Origin of the sequence: Octadecabacter algicola, from assembly GCF_021532625.1 — a bacterium.
Lineage (GTDB): Bacteria > Pseudomonadota > Alphaproteobacteria > Rhodobacterales > Rhodobacteraceae > Octadecabacter > Octadecabacter algicola.
The window spans coordinates 344,667-362,695 of record NZ_JAKGAR010000003.1 but is presented as its reverse complement, the minus strand read 5'-3'; the positions used below and the strand labels follow the sequence as shown (position 1 = coordinate 362,695).

General features: G+C 54.6%; 17 protein-coding genes and 1 riboswitch. Of the genes, 9 read left to right on the top strand and 8 right to left on the bottom strand.

Annotation, left to right across the window (positions count from 1 at the left end; genetic code table 11):
• Positions 1 to 67: 67 nt before the first annotated feature.
• A riboswitch (FMN riboswitch) is annotated at positions 68 to 198 on the bottom strand.
• A 23-nt stretch (positions 199 to 221) separates the two neighbouring features.
• Positions 222 to 1,214 carry an asparaginase gene (locus L0666_RS12955; protein WP_235261810.1) on the bottom strand — a complete coding sequence of 331 codons (993 nt, stop codon included), beginning with the start codon at positions 1,212 to 1,214 and terminating at the stop codon, positions 222 to 224.
• Positions 1,215 to 1,401: 187 nt separating this feature from the next.
• On the opposite strand from L0666_RS12955, the gene L0666_RS12950 reads away from it, so the two are divergent.
• Together L0666_RS12950 and rlmN are read left to right on the top strand one after the other, a co-directional pair.
• Positions 1,402 to 1,932 carry an invasion associated locus B family protein gene (locus L0666_RS12950; protein WP_235261809.1) on the top strand — a complete coding sequence of 177 codons (531 nt, stop codon included), beginning with the start codon at positions 1,402 to 1,404 and terminating at the stop codon, positions 1,930 to 1,932.
• A gap of 95 nt (positions 1,933 to 2,027) precedes the next feature.
• Positions 2,028 to 3,212, top strand: coding sequence for a dual-specificity RNA methyltransferase RlmN (gene rlmN / locus L0666_RS12945; protein WP_235261808.1), 1,185 nt, complete (start codon positions 2,028 to 2,030; stop codon positions 3,210 to 3,212).
• An 18-nt stretch (positions 3,213 to 3,230) separates the two neighbouring features.
• Here the strand turns inward: rlmN and L0666_RS12940 are convergent, their stop codons facing one another.
• Positions 3,231 to 4,073 carry an LOG family protein gene (locus L0666_RS12940; RefSeq protein ID WP_235261807.1) on the bottom strand — a complete coding sequence of 281 codons (843 nt, stop codon included), beginning with the start codon at positions 4,071 to 4,073 and terminating at the stop codon, positions 3,231 to 3,233.
• Between the two features lie 83 nt (positions 4,074 to 4,156).
• Here L0666_RS12940 and L0666_RS12935 point away from each other — a divergent pair, with 83 nt between their 5' ends.
• The 3 genes from L0666_RS12935 (at position 4,157) to L0666_RS12925 (ending at position 6,240) form a co-directional block, all read left to right on the top strand.
• Entirely contained in the window at positions 4,157 to 5,068 is a 912-nt protein-coding gene (locus L0666_RS12935; RefSeq protein ID WP_235261806.1) for a serine/threonine dehydratase, read from the top strand.
• 63 nt (positions 5,069 to 5,131) lie between these two features.
• Complete coding sequence (gene dapD / locus L0666_RS12930; protein ID WP_235261805.1) at positions 5,132 to 5,959, top strand: 2,3,4,5-tetrahydropyridine-2,6-dicarboxylate N-succinyltransferase; 828 nt, start codon at positions 5,132 to 5,134, stop codon at positions 5,957 to 5,959.
• Positions 5,956 to 6,240 (top strand): hypothetical protein, encoded by a 285-nt coding sequence (locus L0666_RS12925; RefSeq protein ID WP_235261804.1) that lies wholly within the window; start codon positions 5,956 to 5,958, stop codon positions 6,238 to 6,240. The genes dapD and L0666_RS12925 overlap by 4 nt, the downstream gene beginning before the upstream one ends.
• On the opposite strand, the gene L0666_RS12920 is transcribed toward L0666_RS12925, so the two are convergent.
• On the bottom strand, positions 6,237 to 7,301 hold the full coding sequence (locus L0666_RS12920; protein WP_235261803.1) for a transporter substrate-binding domain-containing protein: 1,065 nt from the start codon (positions 7,299 to 7,301) through the stop codon (positions 6,237 to 6,239). The genes L0666_RS12925 and L0666_RS12920 overlap by 4 nt on opposite strands.
• 101 nt (positions 7,302 to 7,402) lie before the next feature.
• Between L0666_RS12920 and L0666_RS12915 the strand changes: the two genes are divergently transcribed.
• Entirely contained in the window at positions 7,403 to 7,789 is a 387-nt protein-coding gene (locus L0666_RS12915; RefSeq protein WP_235261802.1) for a hypothetical protein, read from the top strand.
• A gap of 11 nt (positions 7,790 to 7,800) precedes the next feature.
• On the opposite strand, the gene L0666_RS12910 is transcribed toward L0666_RS12915, so the two are convergent.
• Together L0666_RS12910 and L0666_RS12905 are read right to left on the bottom strand one after the other, a co-directional pair.
• The gene (locus tag L0666_RS12910) at positions 7,801 to 8,892 is read right to left on the bottom strand and encodes a Hint domain-containing protein (protein ID WP_235261801.1); all 1,092 of its coding nucleotides are present in this window, start codon (positions 8,890 to 8,892) and stop codon (positions 7,801 to 7,803) included.
• A 5-nt stretch (positions 8,893 to 8,897) separates the two neighbouring features.
• On the bottom strand, positions 8,898 to 10,487 hold the full coding sequence (locus L0666_RS12905; RefSeq protein WP_235261800.1) for a Hint domain-containing protein: 1,590 nt from the start codon (positions 10,485 to 10,487) through the stop codon (positions 8,898 to 8,900).
• Positions 10,488 to 10,782: 295 nt separating this feature from the next.
• Here L0666_RS12905 and dapE point away from each other — a divergent pair, with 295 nt between their 5' ends.
• From dapE to L0666_RS12890, 3 genes are all read left to right on the top strand, one after another.
• Positions 10,783 to 11,925 carry a succinyl-diaminopimelate desuccinylase gene (gene dapE / locus L0666_RS12900; RefSeq protein WP_235261799.1) on the top strand — a complete coding sequence of 381 codons (1,143 nt, stop codon included), beginning with the start codon at positions 10,783 to 10,785 and terminating at the stop codon, positions 11,923 to 11,925.
• 97 nt (positions 11,926 to 12,022) lie between these two features.
• Complete coding sequence (gene rnr, locus L0666_RS12895; RefSeq protein WP_235261798.1) at positions 12,023 to 14,266, top strand: ribonuclease R; 2,244 nt, start codon at positions 12,023 to 12,025, stop codon at positions 14,264 to 14,266.
• A 91-nt stretch (positions 14,267 to 14,357) separates the two neighbouring features.
• Positions 14,358 to 15,596, top strand: coding sequence for a lytic murein transglycosylase (locus tag L0666_RS12890; protein ID WP_235261797.1), 1,239 nt, complete (start codon positions 14,358 to 14,360; stop codon positions 15,594 to 15,596).
• Here the strand turns inward: L0666_RS12890 and L0666_RS12885 are convergent.
• The 3 genes from L0666_RS12885 to L0666_RS12875 all read right to left on the bottom strand — a co-directional run bounded on the left by L0666_RS12885 (position 15,593) and on the right by L0666_RS12875 (position 18,023).
• Positions 15,593 to 16,075 carry a hypothetical protein gene (locus L0666_RS12885; RefSeq protein WP_235261796.1) on the bottom strand — a complete coding sequence of 161 codons (483 nt, stop codon included), beginning with the start codon at positions 16,073 to 16,075 and terminating at the stop codon, positions 15,593 to 15,595. The genes L0666_RS12890 and L0666_RS12885 overlap by 4 nt on opposite strands.
• A 45-nt stretch (positions 16,076 to 16,120) precedes the next feature.
• Positions 16,121 to 16,603, bottom strand: coding sequence for an RNA pyrophosphohydrolase (locus L0666_RS12880; RefSeq protein WP_235262209.1), 483 nt, complete (start codon positions 16,601 to 16,603; stop codon positions 16,121 to 16,123).
• A gap of 82 nt (positions 16,604 to 16,685) precedes the next feature.
• Positions 16,686 to 18,023, bottom strand: a complete 1,338-nt coding sequence (locus L0666_RS12875; protein ID WP_235261795.1) for a S41 family peptidase — start codon at positions 18,021 to 18,023, stop codon at positions 16,686 to 16,688.
• Between the last annotated feature and the right edge of the window lie 6 nt (positions 18,024 to 18,029).

Sequence of the window (18,029 nt, the reverse complement as noted above, 5' to 3'; positions counted from 1 at the left end):
CGATTGCGTGGGTGACATATCACCTCGGGGCAAAGAATCGCTGCGCAGGCGGAAACCACACGCGCACCGAAGCTCTCTCTCATCCGGACTATGACCGTCGGCTCTGGAATTTCACCAGTATCTGCTGACACCTCACCTTGAGGCCGCTCGCGGGCTATAACCGCCGGTGGGGAATTACACCCCGCCCTGAGAACAATTTCTATCTGACGGATTCGTGCTCGTCAGGCAAGTGCGACGCTGGGGCGCATATCGCCAGTGACCAGACCGGCGAAATTCTTCAGGTCTGGATTGCGGTACTGTTTAACGAGCGGATCATGTGCGTCGACGACACCCAGTTTGCATAGGATCGCGGCTATCGCACATTCGGCGGCCCGTGTTGTGCCATCCATGATCTTTAGTGCCACGCCCATTTTCAGCTCTGGCAAGATAGCAATGTAGAATCCCTCGGCCCCTGTTTTGACGGCAGCCTTTCCTTTTGCAGCCTTCGTGAGGTGATAACAGGCGCGGTCTGTGTTCGACAGCAGATCGGAATGTGCCATCATCGCATTGCGAAGCCGAACCATTGCAGACCCGCGTGTATTACTGTCATCGGCCTTGGCAAATGTTGCCATGGCGCGGGCCATACCGTGGACGGTGCTGGCGTGGTTCGGAGCAGAGCAGCCATCAATACCCCAATTGGGCGAGGTTTCTTCTACCAGTTCTTCGACGATTTGTTTGATACCCACCTGCAAGGGGTGGTCGATCGCAACGTAATCCGGTCCCCAGCCATTTGCCTTGACCATCGTCAAGAAGCCGCAATGTTTGCCGGAACAGTTGTTATGATACTTACAAGCACTTGCGTCAGACTTGATTAGCACTTTGCTGGCGGGTTTGTCGGAAGGCCACTGTGGACCGCATCGAAATGCATCATCGTCCAACTCAAGGTCGTTCAACCAGTTCTGAACACGTTCTGTGTGAATAGCCGCGCCGGAATGTGACGCGCAAGATAACGCAAGCTGTTCGGTCGTCAGTCCGAAACGATCCGCCACACCACTCTCAACCAAAGGCAGCGCCTGTAGCATTTTAGCGCTGGATCTAGGGTAGGTAATGTACTCCGGATCGCCCCATGCATGCAGGATCTCACCACTTTGGTCGACCACAACCGCATGCCCTTGATGGACAGATTCCAGCATTCCACCGCGCCAAAGTTCAACAAGATCGACAGGATTTGACATGAAACTCTCCGAATGGGCGGCAATCCGCACAAATAATAGGGGACAAAGGGCTTTCCCAATTGGGCAAAAACTTGCTAATGCTGTAGCTATCGAGTTGAAACCGCTCATTCTAGTCGAAAAGGTACCCGCTAGAGGTGCTAGGCAGATAAGAGCAACCTGAGGCACGGACAGCTTGGAGGCTGTATTTATGATTTCAAAGATTTCTCGCGCGTTTGGCGTAGTCGCGTTGGCAACACTAGGCACCAGCGCAATCGCGCAAGAGGCCAGCTCTAACCGCGTGGCCGCAAACACTGACTGGTCCGTCTTCGTAGAAGACAACCCAACTGAATGCTGGGCGGTCTCCGCCCCGAAAGAAACTGTAAACTCTCGCGATGGGCAGGTTGTATCTGTGCGCCGCGGTGAGATTTTGCTGTTCGTGTTCTACCGCCCTGGTGCGGGTGTGAACGGGCAGGTGACATTCACGGGCGGTTATCCGTTTGCGGGCGGATCCACAGCTGAACTGGACATCGGCGGCACTACGTTCGAGCTTTTCACCGAAGGTGAATGGGCGTGGCCAGCAACACCTGAAGACGACGCACGCATTGTGGCCGCTATGAAACGCGGTTCTGCGGCAACGATCTCTGCGCGATCCGGTCGCGGCACAGTTACACGTGACACGTTCTCATTGCTTGGTTTTACGGCTGGCGTTGAAGAAGCAGCGAACCGCTGTTCCAGCTAAATCGCTAAGCTATGCAATTTGAGTGAGGCCGGTTTTCTTTGGAAACCGGCCTCACGTCTTATATAGGGCCTCAAACCCCACTGGAGTCGATTCTCATGGAACCGCAAGCGCCCATCACCCAAGACGTTATGACGATTAAACGTGTTCTGCCCGAAGGCGGCCCCGTGAACATCGTCGGCCTGACCCGCGACCAGCTTCGCGATGAGCTCATTGGCCTTGGCGTGAAAGAGAAACAGGCCAAGATGAGGGTGAACCAAATTTGGGCTTGGCTGTACCATTGGGGCGTGCGTGACTTTGATGTCATGACGAACCTGTCCAAAGACTTTCGTGTCACCTTAGCCGAGCATTTCAAGATCGAATTGCCCGAGGTTGTGACACGCGAAGTGTCCTCAGATGGCACGCGTAAATACCTTGTGCGCATCGCAGGCGGTCATGAGGTTGAGGTGGTCTATATCCCCGAAACCGATCGCGGCACGCTGTGCATTTCATCCCAAGTCGGTTGCACGCTGACCTGTAGCTTCTGTCATACAGGCACCCAAAAACTCGTTCGCAATCTGACGGCGGGTGAAATCATCGGCCAAGTCATGTTGGCTCGCGATGATTTGGGCGAATGGCCAGAGGCTGGTATCAGTACTGCTGACCAAGGCCCCCGTCTGTTGTCCAACATCGTTCTGATGGGCATGGGCGAACCGTTGTATAATTTCGAAAACGTTCGTGATGCGATGAAGATTGCAATGGACCGTGAAGGCATCGCCTTGTCGCGCCGCCGTATCACACTATCGACCTCTGGTGTTGTCCCTGAAATCGCCCGCACCGCGGATGAGATCGGCTGCCAACTGGCGGTCTCCTTTCATGCAACCACGGATGAGGTGCGCAACAAACTCGTGCCGATTAACAAGCGTTGGAACATCGAAGAACTGCTCGCGGCTCTTGCTGCCTACCCGAAAGTCAGCAACTCGGAACGCATTACGTTTGAATATGTGATGCTAAAAGATGTGAATGACAGCGACGAAGATGCGCGCCGTTTGGTGGAACTGATCAAAGGCATTCCTGCGAAGATCAACCTAATCCCATTCAACGAATGGCCGGGTGCGCCCTATGAACGGTCTACCAATAACCGCATCAAGGCGTTCGCGGATATCGTTTACAATGCGGGTTATGCGTCTCCAGTGCGCAAACCGCGCGGCGAAGACATTATGGCGGCCTGTGGTCAGCTCAAGTCGGCCACCGAACGGGCCCGAAAGTCGCGTAAAGAGATTGAAGCGGACGCTGGCCTGTAAGCCAGCGCCCCGTTTCTTTTACCGTCCGGGGATTGCGCCGCGCTTTTCGCCGGCGCCTTCCCAGTTTTCCAACGCCTCGATGGCTTCTTCAGCGGTTTCAACGAATTTGAACAGCTCAAGGTCATCCGCAGAAATCGTTCCGGCGTCCGCCAAAGCGTCCCAGTTGATAATGCTCTCCCAAAACGCGCGACCGAACAGCAAGAACGGAACCCGTTCCATGCGACCCGTCTGAATGAGCGTCAGGGCTTCGAACGTTTCGTCCAACGTTCCGAAACCGCCGGGGAAGACGGTGACCGCCTTGGCACGCATTAAGAAATGCATTTTGCGGATCGCGAAGTAGTGAAAATTGAAACACAGCTCAGGCGTCACGTATTCGTTCGGGGCCTGTTCATGTGGTAGCACGATGTTCAGCCCGATGGATTTACCACCTGCATCAATGGCACCACGGTTTCCGGCCTCCATGACGCCGGGGCCACCACCTGTAACGATAACATTCTCATGGCTTTCGCCTGTTTCAGTCATCAGTTTGGCGAACTTGCGCGCCTCTTCGTAATACTGGGACAAATCAGCTAGCGTTTTGGTACGTGCGTTGTCTTTGTTTGCAGGTGCAGGAATGCGTGCACCACCGAACATCACGATGGTCGATTCGATTCCTTGTTCGTCCAGCATCAATTGCGGCTTCAGCAGTTCTAGTTGCAAACGCACTGGGCGCAATTCGTCGCGGCACAGGAAATCAGGGTCGGCAAACGCCAGCGCATAGGCAGGCGAACGCGTCTGAGGCGTGTCAGGGACTTGAACAGCCTCGGCACGGTCTTGTTTGCTGTCGCGCAACGGATGGCGGCGGTGTGGATCGTCTTTCATGAGGCAACTCTTTCAATCTTATTGTTCGTGTTGGCATTTTAGTGGCAGGTTGGCCGAACATTGTCCAACTAAAGGCCAAACACATGCCCGTCACCTCCGCTGACATTTCCAATGCCGCCGCTCGAATTAAAGGTTACGTACACGAAACCCCCGCTATGCGCTCGGACAGCTTTGGACTGCCGCTTCAGTTCAAGTTCGAACACACGCAGGTCACAGGATCCTTCAAAGCCAGAGGCGCGTTTAATTCTATCCTGACTGCGGATGTGCCAACTGCTGGAATTGTTGCGGCGTCGGGCGGCAATCACGGTGCGGCTGTGGCCCATGCCGCGACCGCGCTTGGCCATGATGCTCATATCTTTGTGCCCGAATTTGCGGGTCCCGCAAAGATCGATGTGATCCGGCAGACTGGTGCAAACCTTCATATCGTCAAAGGCGCCTATTCCGATGCCGCCGCCGCCGCCACGGCACACAAAAACGAAACCGGCGCATTGGATATTCATCCCTATGACGCGCCAGCGACGATTGCAGGTCAGGGCACCTGTTTCAAAGAATGGGAAGATCAAGGACTGGACGCAGATACTGTCATAATCGCCATTGGCGGGGGCGGTTTGATCAGTGGTGCGCTGACATGGCTAAATGGGCGCAACATCATCGGTGTCGAAACCGAAACCACCAATTCCATGCACGCGGCGCTTACCAATGGTTCAGAGACGGACATCGAAGTCTCGGGCCTTTGTGCCAATGCGCTGGGCGCAAAACGGATCGGAAGCCTGCCCTTCGGGATTGCGAAAGCCAATGACCTTTCTACTGTTCTGGTGACGGATGACGCAGTCGCCCATGCCCAAAAACTGATTTGGCAGAACCTTCGTCAATTGGTTGAACCGGCAGGTGCTGCGGGTGTCGCTGCAATCCTGTCTGGCGTCTACATGCCCTCAAAGAACGAAAAAGTCGCGGTACTGCTCTGTGGCGCGAATCCCGCGCCTATACCTATTTAATTGCTCAACCGTGGCCCTCGCGCTATTGGACCCTCAAACATAACGCATCCGAAAGGGACCATCATGTCCAACGCTCAACTGGAAACCGCAATCGAAGCTGCATGGGACGCACGTGATACCATCACAACGTCCACACAAGGCGAAGTACGCGAAGCGATCACAGATACAATGAACGCGCTGGACAGCGGTAAATTGCGCGTAGCGGAAAAGCTGGAAAATGGCGACTGGCACGTAAACCAATGGGCGAAGAAAGCAGTTCTTCTGTCTTTCCGTTTGAACGACATGGCCATGATCGAAGGGTCCAACGGCAACGGAAGCTGGTGGGACAAGGTGCCGTCCAAATGGGAAAGTTGGGGCGACAACGAATGGAAGGCCGCAGGTTTCCGTGCGGTGCCAGGTTCAATCGTTCGCCGTTCTGCCTACATCGCACCAGGCGTTGTCCTAATGCCATCCTTCGTGAACCTCGGCGCCTATGTCGATGAAGGGTCCATGGTTGATGGCTGGGCGACTGTTGGGTCCTGTGCGCAGATCGGCAAGAACGTTCACCTGTCCGGCGGCGTCGGCATCGGTGGTGTTCTTGAGCCAATGCAAGCTGGCCCAACGATCATCGAAGACAACTGCTTTATTGGTGCGCGTTCCGAAGTCGTCGAAGGCTGCATCATCCGAGAGGGGTCCGTTCTGGGCATGGGCGTATTCATCGGCCAGTCCACCAAGATCGTGAACCGTGAAACCGGCGAAGTCTTCTACGGCGAAGTACCGCCTTATTCCGTTGTGGTTGCGGGATCTATGCCGTCCAAGAACGACATCAACCTGTATTGCGCCGTGATCGTGAAAACCGTCGACGAAAAGACACGTTCAAAGACGGGCATCAACGATCTGCTGCGCGATTGATCCTCAGCCGAGCACTAGCTAAGGCCCGCATCGCGCGGGCCGAACGCCCCAGTTGGTTGGCGGCATGGGCCCCTGTGGGGTTTGATGCCGCTTGCCTCGTTTTTGCGTTTGCTGTGTTGTACCGGCCGTTTCAAACAATTGCGGAAACGTTCAATTTCCCCGTTTGGGCGACCGCAGTCGCTCTTTTAGCGATCGGGTTTATCCCGATTCAGGCGGTGCTGATTTTCTCGTCGCTTTGGGCGGCGAAGTCGCGGTTCACGGATGATAAACCGGACGGTTAGCCGCTCGCGCGACCAAACCACTTCGTAACCAATTCGTCATAGGTTCCGTCTTCGCGCAAACGAAGCAGTGATTGATTTATCTGTTCGCCAAGCGGGCTAGAATTGGGCAACGCGATTCCGTAGTTTTCGCGTCGGTAAATACGCGGCAATAGCCGTGTGGCAGGCTCCGTGTGCGTGTTGGAATAATAGGACAAAATCGGAGCGTCAAAAACGATGGCATCTAGATTGTCGTTCTCAAGAAGCTGAAACATCTCATCTGGTGAACCGTATGTGACATGCGGTAGGTCCCGCGCGTTTAGAAATGCAGCGGATGTCGAATTTTCTACTGTCGCAACACGGCGGCCTTCTAGGTCATTGATGGACTCTACGTTTTCATGCAACGCCTCGACCGTCATAGTGGATGTAATGGTCGCTACGAAAATCGATACGATGAACAAGCTCGAGACGACCAGAACAACAGCAAAAGCACGGCCTGGTCGAGTTTGCGGCACGCGTTCTTCAAACCCGCCGTTTACAACAAGGTTCAAGGCCCACCAAAATGAGTGAAACAGTGCATCCCCGCCTTTGCGATCAAAATAGGGCTGAGCACGGCGTTCCATAAGCCACATCACAACGCCGCTGCCAAACAGCAACCCAAGCGCCCCGAGAACCACAAATAGAATGTCTCGTGTAAACAATGCAGACAGAAACGACCCGCCGCTGTTATCGTCCCGCAAAAGGACGCCGATCCCGCCTTCAAAGATCGGATGCGAAAAGTCCATCAACAGTTCGCGGTCTGCGGTAATCGAGATGTTTGCGACAGCAGCGTCACGTTCACCATTCTGGACGGACGACAACATGTCAGGAAAGGAGCCGTAGAATTCAAAAGAGATTTCACGGCCCAACTGATCGGCAATCGCTTTCGTGAGTTCAATACTAAAGCCCGCGGCCTCTCCATTGTCCAAAAATGCGAAAGGGGGGCGCTCCACCGTGGCAAAGGTCAGTGGCGGTTCTTGCGCGAAACCAGAATTTGAAATGATGATTAAGAAGAAGCTTGCCAGCAGTCGCAACGCATATTTCATCAGTTGTCCCCCAAGAATCTGCCCCCTAATTGCGCAGCGCGAAGCGATGGTCAATCCTCCTCAACGTTGACGTTACTAACGCGAAGGGTTAGGCGCCGCTCATGTCGGATCCAAAAACGCCACAACCCCAGTCGACCTCGAAGCCCAAGAAGGCCAAAAAGCCGTCGCGCCAACAAGTCTTTACCCTGCTGGTCGAAGTGGGCCGTAAGGATGATGACGGGTTGCCCCAAGACAGTACCGGTGCTGCGTTGATGATCTATGCGTCTGGTGTAGATGAAGCAGAAGCCGTCCGTGAAACCGTGGCCATTCTGAAACAAGCAGATTTGGCACCTTTGGATGTCTCGGGTTACGGCACTTTGGATGAACGTCTAGCCGAAGGGCACGACATACCAGACGAAGAACGCGAATTGATGCAGCGTGCGCTTGACGAAAACAGCGTCATCGTTGCGCAAATGACTCCGTTCTTTGACGAAGACACCGACGACTAAAACCCATCAGATTATCCGATTGAAACGCCTGTCAGTGTCAGGGCTTCGTAGCCTTGCAAGACAGGTGCCGCGAGCCCGACTTGTTTCGGGCACAACTCGATGGGCATGTCGGCCAGTACGGAGAATTTCAAAAAATCTGGAGCGGAAAGCACGGCGGAACCGTCAAAACTTTCGACCATAGCGCCGTTCACAGTGATGATTTCGTGGGTTTCCAACAAGATCTGATAGTATGTGACAATTGCAGGTGCGTTCTTGGTCGGAGTCGCGCAATTGCGAACTTCTAAGTGACGGATGGCTGTGCTGACACGCTCTTCCCCGAACATGTATTCTACTTCCGACCCTGCCAAACAGGCACGCTGGTCCCGGGCTGCGATCAAATCTTCCCATAGTCCCATATAGGGTCTGCGCAATGTCATCGGTGTGAACCGACCCAATGCAGGTACGCTCGTGTGGCCCACCCACAAAACTCGAACTGCTTCTGTTCCGTCGACGGTTACGTAATCACCTGCAACGATGTCGCGCAGAGCTTTCGGTCCAAACGGAGTATCTACTGCTGCCGCTCCGCTCAACCCGGGCAGCGGGCCATGCGGGCAGGGTGCATCGGCGATCGCCGCGAACGTTAAATCCCTGTCCATGGCGCAAGTTTCGGGTGCCGTTACAATGCGTTGAGCATCCCGCATTGAGATCGGGAAAGGCGCCAGAACGGCCGTCTGCCAAAGGATACCGTTATCCGGAATATAGACACTAATACGGCCTGAACGCGCTGGTGCATCCCACGTATAAGTGATGTGGGCGGTTTGCGCTTTGCCGCCTAGGTTGGTTTTCAACGAAGTCGCCAGATGCTTGCCACCTTGGCGCATCATCAACCGCACTGTTCCATCGGGTTCAAGGCAAACCGTTAGGCCCGACGGCCATGGGTCCAGCGCTGCGAAACGTAACAAGTTTATCGGATGGGATGTCGGCCGTATCGTCACTTCCATGAGCAGACTGCCGCGAGGCAAAAGCTCTGCAGAAGATCCAAGGTTGGGTCGCGCGCACCCCAATCCAGCGGGGTTGAAATCCCCACCTTCTTGCGTACGTGTGCCGATCCATTGGAGTGCCATGTTGTCTAGGCGACCCGCCGCATAAGTGCTTCGACCTCATAACGTTTCAACATTGGCCTTGCGGCGGGGCCGTAGCCTTCGCCTGTTGTCACGTCGAGCTCTGGGAAGATCGTTGAAATCTCTTCAACGATCTCTGCTTCGAACGACTTTGTCGTCTGTGGGCCTGGTAGAAAACTCTCGGTGGCCAGCCCCTCGGAGTAGACGACCTGATGGCGATCAAACATCAAATGAACGTACTCAACCTCCCCGCCTTCAATGGGGCGGATGGATTGATCGTTGACCAGATCTTTTGCAGCAATCAACACTTCCGCCTCACCGAACAAAAGCTCGGCAATTACATCTTTGACCAAAACGCGGTGCAGTGGTGACACCATTAGCTCACCGTGGTCACCCAGTGCATTTTCCTGAATACAGATGGGTGCCATCTTGCCCGTCGCGGGTACAGAACGCCGCCCGATCCATCGCACTGGCTGTGGCCCATCATCGCGCGTAATGACCATGTCACCAGCGGTTAGCGTTTCAACGGCACGTGGCCCTTGGTCGGTATCAATCATCGAACCTGCAACGAAACACGGGATCGTCTCGACGGTGACAAACCCGACGTCAGTCTCAAGCACATTTCCGGACGTATCCTTGCTCTCGACTTCGTAGGTAAAGCTGGACGTCTCAAAATCACTATCTGTGGTAATGTCGACTGTGCCATCAGCGTTCAACAGAACTGTTTGGCCCGTGGCCAAGGTAACTGTTTGGCCTGCGGTGACAGCCACGCCATTGATATGGGTGATTGTCAGTGTACCCGACGTATTGTTGATATCGTTGTCTAGAATATCGACGGTCTTTGTGACGCTGTCCTGCATCGTCACATAGTCCTGTTCGGCCACCAGTTCTGTCTGAATTGAATTGGCGGCGATCAGTAGGTTGGAATCATAACTGCTGTCAGCAACGTCGGCGATGCCGATCCGGATCGAATTCACGACGCCCGCGTTCACAGGAATGGTCAGCGTCATCGTCAGCGTGAAACCATCCATCTCGGTGTTGAACTGGTCAGACGTGTTGTCGTTATAAAGGTTGATGTTGTTGGTTTGGTTGATCGAGTTGATCGTCGTGCCATTGTCCGTAATCGCCAAAGGCACGAGGTTACCGTTGATCCAGACCCCCACAGCATCATTGTAGATCGAGTTGGTGTACTCAGGATACTCGTCCGAGCTGAACACAAACTGCATGGTCATCACGTCATCTGTTGGGATGAAATCAATATCCATGTACGACGCATCGTATGTGCTGGCCCCAGCAAGCGCATTGAACCCAGCTTCGTTATTCTGGCCGCCCGTGTTGGTCGACGTATTTGTGCTTTCGTTGGACTGGCTGTTGTTATTGTTTGTAAACCGAGATGCCCGCCCCGTGGACAAAATAACACCCGAGTCCCCAGGCGTCACATTGCCAGCAACAGCATCTCCGTTTGAATAAATTCCGGATGAATAGTCCGACCCAGAATAGGATGCATTTGTGACAGTAACACCATCACCAAAGATCGTGTTTGCCATCTCCCACGCTGTTGCATCGGTTTCATATTCAAGTTCAACGCCTGCTACCACGGTATCTGCCCCTTACGAAAGGAGGCACGCCAGACGGACTTCACGCGCGAAAAGCTGTGAATTGCCTATATCTTGTGGTCGTCGCTGCGACCGTAGGACCATCTTGGGTCCGCTCGATGTCTGCCCTGCCTCGGGTCTAATTTATTATGTCAACTATATGTTAGAGGTTTGATATTTGGAGGTTTTTTAGGGGGTCGTTTCCACGTTACGCAAAATATGTGTCGACAGGGACACAACCTAGAGTATTTGCAATGACGTCGAAGGAACGATAACGCAGTGGAAACTGGAGGCTTCCATGACCATTGATCCTATCGCACTCACTGCTGATCTCATTCGTTGTCCTAGCGTTACCCCGATTGAGGGTGGTGCGTTGCAATTGTTGGATGAATTGCTGACTGACGCGGGCTTTGAAACGTGGCGGGTTGATCGTGCGGACACCCCAAACCTTTATGCGAGGTGGGGCGCACGGGGGGCTAACAAATCCTTTGGATTTAACGGGCACACAGATGTCGTTCCTGTGGGGGATGAGGCCGCGTGGACGGTCGATCCATTTGGCGCGGAAATTAAAGACGGCATTCTTTATGGTCGGGGCGCGACCGACATGAAATCCGGCGTGGCGGCTTTTGCGGCGGCGGCGGTCGACTTTGTAAAAGATACCCCGCCAGACGGTGCAATTATCATCGCGATTACAGGCGACGAAGAGGGCCCTTCGACCGACGGCACAATCGCCTTGCTAGACTGGATGCAATCCAACGGTGAGGCGATGACAGCCTGCATCGTCGGAGAGCCGACCTGCCCAGACGTGATGGGTGAGATGATTAAGGTCGGGCGGCGTGGGTCGCTCACGGCGCATTTTACGGTGACCGGAAAGCAAGGGCACGCTGCCTATCCCCACCGCGCGATTAACCCGCTACCGGCTATGGCGCGTTTAATTGACCGACTTGCCAGTCACGAGATGGACCAAGGGTCAGACCATTTTGACCCGTCTACATTGGCAGTGGTGACAATCGACACAGGCAACCCAGCCACAAACGTCATTCCCGCCGCATGCAAGGCGAGCGCCAATGTCCGGTTTAACGATCTGCACACATCGGCAACTGTAATCGCGTGGATGCAGTCCGAAGCCGACGCCGTTGCCGAAGAATTTGGCGTTCAAATCGACATGCCTGTTCGGGTGTCCGGCGAAAGCTTTCTGACGCCTCCGGGTGCTTTGTCTGATCTTGTGAGTGCCGCGGTTCAGGCCGAAACTGGGATCACGCCAGAGCTGTCCACAACGGGCGGCACGTCTGATGCGCGCTTTGTGAAAGATCACTGTCCTGTCGTCGAATTTGGGCTGGTGGGCAAAACGATGCACCAAGTTGATGAATGCGTTCCGGTTGAACAGATTACCCAACTAAAGGCGATCTATACTCGTATCTTGCAAGACTATTTCAATTAACCTTATTCGCGGATAAATTTTTCGTTTATTAACAATGTTTTAATTGTTGTGAGAATATCGACGTGCCGTGCGCGGTTCGTCATGTTAGGCAGGTCGTATGACCCGTATCCCATCCAAGCAAGAGATCCTCGATTGGATCACCGAACATCCCACTAAGGCCGCAAAGCGTGATATCGCCAAAGCGTTCGGCATCAAAGGTGCTGCGCGCATTGATCTTAAGCGTCTGCTGCGTGAACTCGAAGACGAAGGCAAACTTGCCAAGCGCAAGTCGTCGTATCGTGACGCGAATGCTTTGCCGCCTGTATCTGTATTGCAGATCACAGGGCCAGACGGCGATGGGGATCTGTTCGCAAAGCCGCTTGAGTGGGCAGGAGAAGGCGATCCGCCGCGCATTTTGATGGTGATGAAGGACGGCGAACCCGCGTTGGGCGCAGGAGATCGCGTTCTTGGGCGTTTGACTGAGGTTAAGGGCCAAGACTACGGCTATACCGCGCGTTTGATCCGACAGATTGGCACGAACCCTTTGCGTATCTTGGGCATCTTTAAAACAGGATCAGAAGGCGGGCGCATTCTGCCGGTCGATAAGGGCAGCCAGAAAGAATGGACCGTAGCGGCAGGTGCGACTGACGGGGCCAAAGACGGAGAGTTGGTTGAGGCTGAACAAGCCGGACCAAAGGGGCGCATGGGCTTGCCCAAGGCCCGCATTGTTGCGCGACTTGGCGACCCGACCCAACCACGCGCCGTGTCGCTCATCGCCATTCATCAACACGATATTCCAGATCATTTTCCTGACGAAGTGATCGCGGAGGCTGATGCAGCCAAACCAGCCGCGTTGGATGGCCGGGAGGACCTGCGCCATTTGCCACTGATTACGATTGATCCATGGGATGCGCGAGACCATGATGACGCCTGCTGCGCAATCCCCAACGATCAGGGCGGTTTTGCGCTGTGGGTCGCGATTGCGGATGTGGCGCATTACGTGCGCCCCGGTTCGGCGCTGGACCGTGAAGCCCGCAAGCGGGGTAATTCAACGTATTTCCCTGATCGGGTCGTGCCGATGCTGCCGGACCGTCTGTCGGGTGATCTCTGTTCACTGCACGAAGGCGTTGAACGCGTCTGCATCGCGGTTGAAATGCAGGTCGATGAGGCTGGCAATAAGGTCTCGCAACGCTTTGTGCGTGGCTTAATGACGTCGCCTGCGTCTCTGAATTACGAAGAAGTACAGGCCGCGATGGATGGCACGGTGAACGACAAGGTCGCACCGCTGCTCGATGATGTGATCCGTCCACTTTATGCCTGCTACGAGGCGCTAAAACGGGCCCGCGAAAAGCGTCAGCCACTTGAGCTCGACTTGCCGGAACGCAAAATTGTGCTGAACGATGAGGGCAAGGTAATTGATGTCGCGTTCCGAGATCGCCTTGATGCGCATAAGCTGATCGAAGAATTCATGGTTCTGGCAAATGTCGCAGCTGCAGAAACGCTGGTGTCCAAGAAGTCGGCATTGCTGTTTCGTGTGCACGAGGAACCAAAACGCGAGAAGATGGATGCCCTTCGTGAAACAGCAGAGGCGGCGGGGTTAACGCTGGCCAAAGGGCAGGTGTTGAAGACTGGGCATCTGAATCGCCTGTTGGATCAAGCCGCCGATACGGACGATGCTGAATTAATCAACATCGCCACACTGCGGTCCATGACGCAGGCCTATTACAATCCAGAAAACTTCGGCCACTTCGGTTTGGCCTTGCAGTCATATGCACACTTTACCTCGCCGATCCGACGGTATTCTGACTTGATCGTTCATCGGGCTTTGGTCACGTCACACGGTTGGGGCGACGATGGTTTGACGCCCGAGGACGAAGCAATGTTGGCCGAAACCGCGCAAGCGATTTCCGACACTGAGCGTCGATCCATGGTTGCGGAACGTGACACAACTGATCGCTACCTTGCCGCGTTCCTGAATGACCGTGTTGGCGCGGTTATGGCTGGCCGCATCAGCGGTATCGCCAAGTTTGGTGTCTTCGTTAAGCTGGACGAAACGGGCGCGGATGGGATGATCCCGATCCGTAACCTTGGTGCTGAGTACTTCCACTATGACGCGGACAGCCAGACATTGATGGGCGCGGATACGGGCGTTGTGATTGCTTTGGGTACGCGGGTTACGGTCAAATTGGTCGAAGCGGCGCCTGTCACGGGCGGTCTGATTGTTGATCTGCTTGAGATTGATGGCAAAGCTATGCCGCAGGGCAAAAGCAAGGGGCGTGGCCCGTCGCCGCGTCGCAAGATGTCCAAGGGTAAGAAAAAGGCTGCCAAGACAGCTCGCAAAGTGAAACGCACCCGCAAGTAAGGGCGGATTACTGCCCGACCTTATACAAATGGTTCCGATATTGGCCTGCACTTGCTAGCGTGATGCAAAGCAACGTGAAGTGGGTAACAGTATGTTTCGGTTTGGTATGATCTTTCTGGGTGCGGTTAGCGTGTCAGGACAGGGGATCGCTGGGCCTGTGCCACTCGAAGCGCCAGTGCAGGTTACGCCATTCGTGCAAGTGCAATCCAACGGTGAGGGTTTTGATCAATGGGTTGATGGTTTTCGCCGCCGCGCCCTTAGGCAGGGCATTTCCGCCGCGACGTTTGATGCTGCGTTTCAAGGTGTGACGCAGGACGATGCCATCATCACGCTGGATCGAAATCAGTCCGAATTTTCAAAAGCGTTGTGGGAATATCTGGATACCGCCGTGTCTGATGCGCGTATTCGAAATGGTCAGCGTGCCTTAAGGGATCATCAATCTGTCTTGACCCAAATTGAAGCGACATATGGTGTCGATAAAGAGGTCATCGCTGCGATATGGGGTCTCGAGTCCGCTTATGGGGCTGTCCGCGGGAACACGAACACGATTGAGGCGCTCGCAACACTGGCCCATGACTCGCGGCGCAGTGCGTTCTTTGAAGGGCAATTGCTGGCGGCGCTACAGATTCTTGAGGCAGGGGATACGGCGCCTCGAAATATGGTCGGGTCTTGGGCTGGTGCCATGGGCCATACGCAATTTATGCCGACCAGCTTCCTTGACCTTGCGGTTGATGGAAACGGGGATGGGCGGCGTGACATCTGGGGCGATGATCCGACGGATGCCTTGGCATCTGCGGCCAACTACCTGCGCAGCAATGGCTGGACGCGCGGCCAGCCTTGGGGGGTCGAAGTTCAGCTTCCTGCGAACTTTGATTATATGACTGCGCGAAGAGACAACGAAAGGATGCCGAGCGATTGGGCGTCAGACGGTGTGGTGGCATTGAACGGACAACCTGTGCCGAACCATGGGCGTGCTTCGATCCTGTTACCGGGTGGCCATGAAGGTGCAGCCCTCATGATTTTCAAAAACTTCGAAGTTCTTGAAACTTACAATACTGCGGATTCCTACGTCATCGGCGTTGGTCATTTGGCTGACAGAATAGCGGGTGGCGGTGCTATACAGTCTGCATGGCCCCGCAGTGACGGTGCGTTGAGCGGGCCCGACCGACGAGAGTTGCAGCAGCGACTGCGCGATGCGGGTTTTGACCCGCAGGCCATTGACGGGCGGATTGGCCCGCTGACGATCAATGCCATTCGCGCCTATCAAGTGGCCAACGGATTGGTCCCTGATGGGTATGCCTCACCGCAGTTGTTACGACGCTTGCGTTAATGTTGGGCAGGGTCTGCTGTTGCTGTGCAGGCCTCTCCGCGCATGCAGGCCTCTACAATGGGGGCGGTGTCCACGCCAAAGGTAGATCCGCCACACGGACCCATTGTCAGTACATAACCGTCATCGGTGAGCGCAACAAAGGCCAACACTTCGCTGTTTGGGCTTGGAAAGCCGCCGCACCAAGGCCCAGCACATGATGTCCGTAGGGTTACGGTCGTTGGTGCCATGGGTGCGAATCCGTTTTCAGCCAAACCTTGTCCTGTGAAGCTGGCGACAACTTCTTGTGGTTGCGCGTCATTGGACACTGGCTGTTGAGGTGGCGCTTCGAAACTGAATTTCCCAAGCAAGACAGCGTAGGATTCCTCGGCCTCTGAGGCCCATTGAAAGGTTTGCGCTGCATCAGGTTGCATGCAGGACAGCGCTGCTGATTGCGTGGCAACAAGAACTGCTGTCGTTGCTAAGGCCAAAATAGATTTCATCACATACTCCAGTTCGCACCCTTTGGGCGCAATTTAACACCGTCTTTAGATACGGCCCTCGAATGCCTCCAGCACCGCTGAATAAACATCCTTCTTAAATGGGACGATATTGGCGAGCAGTTCCTTGGGAGAAATCCACATCCATTCGGAAAATTCTTGGTGCGGTTGGACGATATTGATCTGTTCGTCCGATCCATTGAATCGCATCAGGACCCATTTTTGTTCCTGCCCACGGTAACGACCTTTCCAAATCTTAGGCACAATATGGTGCGGTAAATCGTAAGGCAGCCAGTCGGGCGTTTCCGCCGTAATAGACACTAAATCAGCCGTAATTCCGGTCTCTTCTTCAAGCTCACGTAGGGCCGCGACGGTGACGCTTTCGCCTTCGTCGATACCGCCCTGTGGCATCTGCCAAGCGTCTTGATCGCGATCCATACGTTGACCAACGAAGACCTTTCCATCCTCATTCACGACCATCAACCCAACACAGGGCCGGTAAGGAAGCTTGGCAATCTCTTCAGGGGTCATTGTTTTGGTCATTATACGGGTCCTCTAAGTAAAACGCCGCCAAGGTTTCCCCCAGCGGCGCAATTTTCAAAGTCGGCTCGGCTTACTCGTTCGGGCCGAGAGCAGACAGGCCTTTGAGAATATCGATTGCATATGCCAATTGATAATCCTCTTCGCGAAGGGCGGCGGCATCTTCTGCGCGCAAACGGTCAGCTTGGATCTGTTCGATTTCGTCATCAGTCAGACTATCGTTTTCCAGTGATCCGCGCAGATCGGCCTCGGAACGGCGGTTGATTTCCTCTTCTTCCTCAACCTCGAGCGTTGGGTCGATGCGTGGTTGTTCGACGATAATGTCAGGGCTAATACCAAGCGCCTGAATGGAACGACCAGACGGCGTGTAATACCGCGCCGTTGTCAGACGCATGGCGCTGTCACCACGCAACGGCATCACCGTCTGAACAGAACCCTTACCGAATGAGTTCGTTCCGATAACAACAATCGCACGACGGTGATCCTGAAGGGCACCTGCAACGATTTCAGATGCGGAGGCAGAACCGCCGTTGATCAGAACAACAATTGGCAACCCTTCGGCCAAGTCGCCTTCGCGTGCATTCCAGCGCTGGCCATCACTTAGGTCACGACCGCGGGTTGATGTGATCTCACCGGCGTCTAGGAATGCATCGGATACAGCGATCGCCTGATTGAGCAAGCCGCCGGGGTTGTTGCGAAGATCGATTACGAATCCGTTAACGTTTTCGATACCGCCAGCTTCGGCTACTTGTTCGGCCAGCTGCTCTTCGAGAGATGGATAGGTTTGATCGCTGAACGTAACAACGCGCAAGACGACTGTATCGCCTTCAACACGGCTGCGAACGGCGGTCAATTTGATGGTGTCGCGGACAATTGAAACCTCGAGTGGTTGATCCAATCCTTCACGAACCACAGTGATAATGATTTCGGACCCGACTGGGCCTCGCATCAATTCAACCGCTTCATCCAAAGTTAGACCCAGCAGGTTCTCATTATCGACAGCCGTAATGAAATCACCGGCTTCGATCCCGGCTTCTGCGGCGGGGGTGCCATCAATTGGGGACACGACTTTTACGAAGCCCTCTTCTTGGGTCACTTCGATCCCGAGACCGCCAAATTCGCCACGTGTGGACTCGCGCATTTCTGCAGCGTCTTCGGGGGAGAGGTAGCTAGAATGCGGGTCAAGCGAGGACAGCATTCCGTCGATAGCTGCTTCGATCAAAGCGGCTTCGTCTACGTCTTCGACATATTGCGCGCGGATGCGTTCAAAGATGTCACCGAACAAATCGAGTTGTTCATAGACGCTGGCGTTGTTCGCTGCTTCTTGCGCGATCAGGGGGCCAGCGATCTGTGTTGTTGCGACGGCCCCTAATAGAATCCCGCCCGATGCAGCCATTGCAAATTTTTTCATCTACTC

Excerpts from the sequence above, each read along its gene's own strand:
- L0666_RS12955 (WP_235261810.1), bottom strand. The coding sequence starts at position 1,214 with ATGTCAAATCCTGTCGATCTTGTTGAACTTTGGCGCGGTGGAATGCTG.
- L0666_RS12950 (WP_235261809.1), top strand. The coding sequence starts at position 1,402 with ATGATTTCAAAGATTTCTCGCGCGTTTGGCGTAGTCGCGTTGGCAACA.
- rlmN (WP_235261808.1), top strand. The coding sequence starts at position 2,028 with ATGGAACCGCAAGCGCCCATCACCCAAGACGTTATGACGATTAAACGT.
- L0666_RS12940 (WP_235261807.1), bottom strand. The coding sequence starts at position 4,073 with ATGAAAGACGATCCACACCGCCGCCATCCGTTGCGCGACAGCAAACAA.
- L0666_RS12935 (WP_235261806.1), top strand. The coding sequence starts at position 4,157 with ATGCCCGTCACCTCCGCTGACATTTCCAATGCCGCCGCTCGAATTAAA.
- dapD (WP_235261805.1), top strand. The coding sequence starts at position 5,132 with ATGTCCAACGCTCAACTGGAAACCGCAATCGAAGCTGCATGGGACGCA.
- L0666_RS12920 (WP_235261803.1), bottom strand. The coding sequence starts at position 7,301 with ATGAAATATGCGTTGCGACTGCTGGCAAGCTTCTTCTTAATCATCATT.
- L0666_RS12915 (WP_235261802.1), top strand. The coding sequence starts at position 7,403 with ATGTCGGATCCAAAAACGCCACAACCCCAGTCGACCTCGAAGCCCAAG.
- L0666_RS12910 (WP_235261801.1), bottom strand. The coding sequence starts at position 8,892 with ATGGCACTCCAATGGATCGGCACACGTACGCAAGAAGGTGGGGATTTC.
- dapE (WP_235261799.1), top strand. The coding sequence starts at position 10,783 with ATGACCATTGATCCTATCGCACTCACTGCTGATCTCATTCGTTGTCCT.
- rnr (WP_235261798.1), top strand. The coding sequence starts at position 12,023 with ATGACCCGTATCCCATCCAAGCAAGAGATCCTCGATTGGATCACCGAA.
- L0666_RS12890 (WP_235261797.1), top strand. The coding sequence starts at position 14,358 with ATGTTTCGGTTTGGTATGATCTTTCTGGGTGCGGTTAGCGTGTCAGGA.
- L0666_RS12885 (WP_235261796.1), bottom strand. The coding sequence starts at position 16,075 with ATGAAATCTATTTTGGCCTTAGCAACGACAGCAGTTCTTGTTGCCACG.
- L0666_RS12880 (WP_235262209.1), bottom strand. The coding sequence starts at position 16,603 with ATGACCCCTGAAGAGATTGCCAAGCTTCCTTACCGGCCCTGTGTTGGG.
- L0666_RS12875 (WP_235261795.1), bottom strand. The coding sequence starts at position 18,023 with ATGAAAAAATTTGCAATGGCTGCATCGGGCGGGATTCTATTAGGGGCC.